This window comes from Microcoleus sp. MON2_D5, from assembly GCF_036701905.1.
Taxonomy (GTDB): domain Bacteria; phylum Cyanobacteriota; class Cyanobacteriia; order Cyanobacteriales; family Microcoleaceae; genus Microcoleus.
The window spans coordinates 1-5406 of record NZ_JAUBRM010000178.1; the positions used below are offsets into that span (position 1 = coordinate 1).

A 5406-nucleotide genomic window follows, 5' to 3' on the forward strand; every position below is an offset into this window, starting at 1 on the left:
AGCAGCCCAACGTGACAGCCACAATTAAGATTGAGGTGGTGAACTTGGAGAGCGTTTTGGAAGCTTTGCGTACTGAGGACGACCCGTTCTTGAACCAATTGATTTTGGTGCCGCCGCGGGAGTCGCTGGATTTTGTGCGCCAGCTTTCTGGAATTATCACAGACTTTGAGCAGTTGAGCGTTTTTAATAAGTTATTGACTACATCAGCTAGCGGAGGTTTTTTTGACTTAACTCTTGGCAATGATTTATTTCAAATACCTCCAAACAGTGCGACTCAATTTTCTAGCGGCGTGCGAGCCTTAGACGGTAATGATACCGTGAGTGGTTCATCAGATGATGATGTAATTAATGGGAATGCTGAAAATGATGTGCTGCGTGGCGGCGCTGGTAGCGACTTGCTGCGGGGTGGCAAAGGCAGCGATTTAATTTTCGGAGATGATGGCAGCGATCTGCTCAGCGGCGGTCAAGATAATGATAGTCTAGACGGCGGAAGTGGCAATGATTTTTTGCGGGGAGGTAGAGGAAATGACACTTTGAACGGCGACGAAGGCAATGATTTTTTGCTAGGCGATACAGGTTTTGACATTCTTACTGGCGGCGGCGAAATAGATAATTTTATTATCAAAATAGATGTTGATGCAGGGGTGCGGGATGCAAATTTTGCCGATCGAATTACCGATTTAAATCAAGGGGATAGAATTGCGATCGCGGGCAGTATCACTCTTAATGACCTCAATTTCACTGCCGAGGGTGCAAACACGCTAATCTTGTTAGCTAATGGCGACATTTTAGCGAATGTTTTAAATGCAACACCGGCAACTGTTCGCAGTTCCACATTCATCGCATCCACTACAGATTCGATTCTAAACTTGGGGTAATCGCGATCGACCTCCGCAATATCAGTTTCACGGGCATTCATTCATCCCGACTCCGTTCGGGGTGAGATTTATGGCACATTAACTCCTCACAACCTAAATCGATAAGGCCGCCAACTCAGCATACTTAAAAAAAAATCAAGCATTTATGCCCAGTCGTCCAAGCCTGTGTCACAATTGTTTACAGTTTTGTCAATCTAGTAGAAACTTTAAACTACCTATCAGTCATGGAACTGCTTTATCAATACGCTTGGCTGATTCCAGTCCTGCCGCTGGCAGGCGCAATGCTAGTAGGTCTAGGCTTAATCACCTTTAACCAGGCAACCAACAAGCTCCGACAAGCGAATGCGATATTAATCGTCTCCGCGCTCGGAGGGTCAATGGTACTCTCCTTCGCATTGCTGTGGAGTCAACTACAGGGCCACGCACCCTACACCCGCAGTATTCAGTGGGCTTCTGCTGGCGACTTCTCGCTGAATATGGGCTATATTATCGACCCCCTAACGTCGGTGATGCTGGCGATCGTCACTACGGTCGCCTTTTTGGTGATGATTTACACCGACGGCTACATGGCTCACGATGACGGGTACGTGCGGTTTTACGCCTACCTGAGCATCTTCAGCGCGTCGATGTTGGGTCTGGTAATCAGCCCGAACATCGTTCAGATTTACATTTTTTGGGAACTGGTAGGTATGTGTTCGTACCTGCTAGTCGGATTTTGGTACGATCGCAAACCCGCTGCTGACGCTTGCCAAAAAGCTTTTGTCACCAACCGCGTCGGCGACTTCGGCCTGCTGCTGGGCATCCTCGGCATTTACTGGGCCACCGGCAGCTTTGAATTTGAGGTGATGGGCGAACGCCTGCACTCCTTAGTGGAATCCGGCGCCCTTAGCGCGACTCTGGCGACAATCTTCGGCATCCTCATATTTTTGGGGCCAGCAGCCAAATCCGCTCAATTCCCCCTCCACGTCTGGCTCCCAGACGCAATGGAAGGCCCGACACCGATTTCGGCTCTGATCCACGCCGCCACAATGGTAGCCGCCGGCGTATTCCTGATCGCTCGGATGTACCCAGTGTTTGAAGGGCTGCCGGCCGTCATGAATTTGATCGCCTGCACCGGCTGTTTTACGGCATTTATGGGTGCTTCGATCGCGATTACCCAAAATGACATCAAAAAAGGCCTCGCCTACTCCACCATCTCCCAACTCGGCTACATGGTGATGGCAATGGGCGTCGGCGCTTACAGTGCCGGACTTTTCCACTTGATGACTCACGCTTACTTCAAAGCAATGCTGTTCCTGTGTTCAGGTTCAGTGATTCACGGTATGGAAGCAGTTGTAGGCCACAACCCCGCTCTCGCTCAAGATATGCGAGTCATGGGCGGTTTGCGGAAATATATGCCGATTACCTCTGCTTGCTTTTTAATCGGAAATTTGGCAATCTGCGGAATTCCGCCGTTTGCTGGTTTTTGGTCAAAAGACGAAATCCTCGCCAGCGCCTTCGCAGCAAATCCCGCTTTGTGGGCTGTTAGCTGGTTGACGGCCGGGATGACCGCGTTTTATATGTTCCGAATGTATTTCAGCACCTTTGAGGGCGAATTCCGGGGCAATGACAGCGCCATCAAGCGGCAACTCTTGCAACCCGGTGTTGTTTTTGGCCCGGGAGCGATGAACGTTAAGGAATTGGCATCCACTGGCGACAGTCACGATGAGCACGACCATTTGCCTCACGAATCTCCTCTGACAATGGCTCTGCCGTTAGTCTTGCTGGCAGTACCTTCTGTGTTTATCGGTTTTCTCGGTACGCCGTTTGCCAATTATTTCGAGCAGTTTGTTCGCGCTCCTGGCGAGTCTCTCGAAGAAGTTTTGGCACACGCTGCTGAGTTCAATTTGACGGAATTTTTGATTATGGGCGGAAGCTCTGTAGGTATTGCTTTGCTGGGCATTACTTTGGCTTCTCTGATGTATTTGAGCCGTAAAATTGACCCAAGTGCGATCGCGCAAAAAATCAAACCGCTTTACGAGTTCTCCCTCAACAAGTGGTATCTCGACGATATCAACGAATTTCTCTTTGTCAAAGGCAGCCGCCGTTTAGCGCGGCAAGTCATGGAAGTGGATTTGCGAGTCGTCGATGGTGCCGTCAACTTAACAGGGTTTCTCACTCTGGTTAGCGGCGAAGGTTTGAAATACTTTGAGAGCGGTCGCGCTCAATTTTATGCCCTGATTGTGTTTGTCGCAGTTCTGGGTTTTGCGATCTTTTCAGGAGTCAGTTAAATCGGTAGCGACACGGCCTTGTCCATTGGTGTCAACAACCATGTCAAACCTAGTACGGGTCTGGTGTCTGACGATTAGGGTTCGCTCCCCCCTCGCCCCCCTTCTTAAGGGGGGCAGGAATCTTCTCAAAGTCCCCCTCCTTAAGGGGGATTTAGGCGGAGCTAGACTCAGGTAAAAGCAATATTTATCAAGGGTTTTAGGCTTAACTTTACACGCTTTGGGCATTGCCGTATCCCCATTAGGAGATATTTGAAGAAATGGTATTAGGTTAATAAATCACAATTGACAATTAGCAAATAGAAATAAATCTTTCATTAAAATTCACTGTTGCGATCGCATAATTTGTCCAAATAATAGAAAAAAAATTGTTCCGTCTAAAGAAAGTATAAAATTTAGGCTAAAATTAGCAAAATGTGTTTAAACCTAATAACTGATGGATCATTTTAAAACGCAATGGATACAGCTAACTTTCCCTGGTTAACAACAACAATTCTGTTTCCCATTGCTGCGTCCTTGCTGATTCCTTTAATTCCCGATAAGGATGGCAAGACGGTGCGGTGGTATGCCCTAATTGTGGGTTTGATCGATTTTGCCCTACTTGTTTACGCTTTTTACACTCAGTACGACTTCAGCAATCCAGATTTGCAACTGGTAGAAAGTTACTCTTGGGTCCCGCAACTCGATTTAAATTGGTCTGTGGGTGCTGACGGTTTATCGATGCCGCTGATTTTGCTGACTGGTTTTATTACCACTTTAGCTACTTTAGCAGCTTGGCCAGTCACTTTTAAACCGAAGCTATTTTACTTTTTGATGCTGGCGATGTACGGCGGCCAAATAGCAGTTTTTGCCGTGCAGGATATGCTGCTGTTTTTCCTGGTTTGGGAACTGGAATTAGTTCCGGTTTACCTGATTTTGTCGATTTGGGGCGGGAAAAAGCGCCTTTACGCAGCAACTAAGTTTATCCTGTACACGGCAGGGGGTTCGCTGTTTATTTTGGTTGGCGCGCTGACGATGGCGTTTTACGGCGATACGGTGACTTTCGATATGCGGGCGATCGCAGCTAAAGATTACGCCCCCAATGTAGAATTGCTCCTGTACACAGGTTTCTTAATAGCTTACGGCGTCAAACTGCCGATTTTTCCCCTGCACACTTGGCTCCCTGACGCTCACGGCGAAGCAACCGCACCCGCCCACATGTTGCTAGCAGGAATTCTGCTAAAAATGGGCGGTTACGCTTTACTGCGGATGAATGCGGGAATGCTCCCGGATGCTCACGCTACCTTCGCACCCATCTTGGTAATTTTGGGTGTGGTTAACATTGTTTACGCGGCATTAACTTCTTTTGCTCAGCGCAATTTGAAGCGGAAAATTGCTTATTCTTCGATTTCGCACATGGGGTTTGTGTTAATCGGGATAGCTTCGTTTACCGATTTGGGAACCAGCGGTGCAATGCTGCAAATGGTTTCCCACGGTTTAATCGGGGCGAGTTTGTTCTTTATGGTGGGCTGCACTTACGATCGCACTCACACGCTCATGCTGGACGAAATGGGCGGTGTAGGGCAGAAAATGCGTAAGGTTTTCGCGATGTGGACTGCTTGTTCTATGGCTTCTTTGGCTTTGCCGGGAATGAGCGGTTTTGTAGCAGAATTGATGGTGTTTGTGGGTTTTGCAACCAGCGATGCTTACAATCCTGTTTTTAAGGTTTGTGTGGTATTTCTAGCTGCTGTAGGGGTGATTTTGACTCCGATTTATCTGCTGTCGATGCTGCGCGAAATCTTCTACGGGCCTGAGAATAAGGAATTGTCGGAACACGAAGAGTTGGTGGATGCGGAACCGCGAGAAGTGTTTGTGATTGCGGCTCTGTTAGTGCCTATTATTGGCATTGGTTTGTATCCTAAGATGTTGACTCAGGTTTACGATGCGACTACTGTACAGTTGACTGCAAGATTGCGCGATTCTGTGCCGTCGCTTGTGGCTAAGGCTGCTGCGGATAAAACTGTCTCTCTGCGTGCTCCGGCGATCGAGCCGAGCAAGCTGTAATTTAAACTGGATTTAGGAATAAAACCCCCAAACCCTTTTTAAAAAGGGTTTGGGGGTTTTATATTTTTTTCGCGACAAAGCAGGGAAACTTTTGCTGTCAAGCAATTAAAATTTGGGTTTAAAAACAAAGTGAGTATGCGGCCTGGCGGGGTGACAACCCCGCCAAAACCCGGAGCGGGTGAGGGGTTGACCGACTTGTGGTAAAAAAAGATAGGTCA

Annotated in this window: 3 protein-coding genes; all 3 read left to right on the plus strand. The window is 48.0% G+C overall.

What is annotated here, in order from left to right; all coding sequences use genetic code 11:
- Positions 1-878, plus strand: an 878-nt coding sequence (locus QUA47_RS30115) for a calcium-binding protein (RefSeq protein WP_333433519.1), incomplete at its 5' end; no start/stop codon positions are given.
- Positions 879-1102: 224 nt separating this feature from the next.
- Entirely contained in the window at positions 1103-3148 is a 2046-nt protein-coding gene (locus QUA47_RS30120) for an NAD(P)H-quinone oxidoreductase subunit 5 (RefSeq protein WP_333289516.1), read from the plus strand.
- A gap of 453 nt (positions 3149-3601) precedes the next feature.
- Positions 3602-5188 carry a photosynthetic/respiratory NAD(P)H-quinone oxidoreductase subunit D1 gene (gene ndhD1 / locus QUA47_RS30125; protein WP_445301724.1) on the plus strand — a complete coding sequence of 529 codons (1587 nt, stop codon included), beginning with the start codon at positions 3602-3604 and terminating at the stop codon, positions 5186-5188.
- Positions 5189-5406: the final 218 nt, after the last annotated feature.

What these genes read in the sequence shown, in the direction of transcription:
- QUA47_RS30120 (WP_333289516.1), top strand. Translation starts at nt 1,103, where the DNA reads ATGGAACTGCTTTATCAATACGCTTGGCTGATTCCAGTCCTGCCGCTG.
- ndhD1 (WP_445301724.1), top strand. Translation starts at nt 3,602, where the DNA reads ATGGATACAGCTAACTTTCCCTGGTTAACAACAACAATTCTGTTTCCC.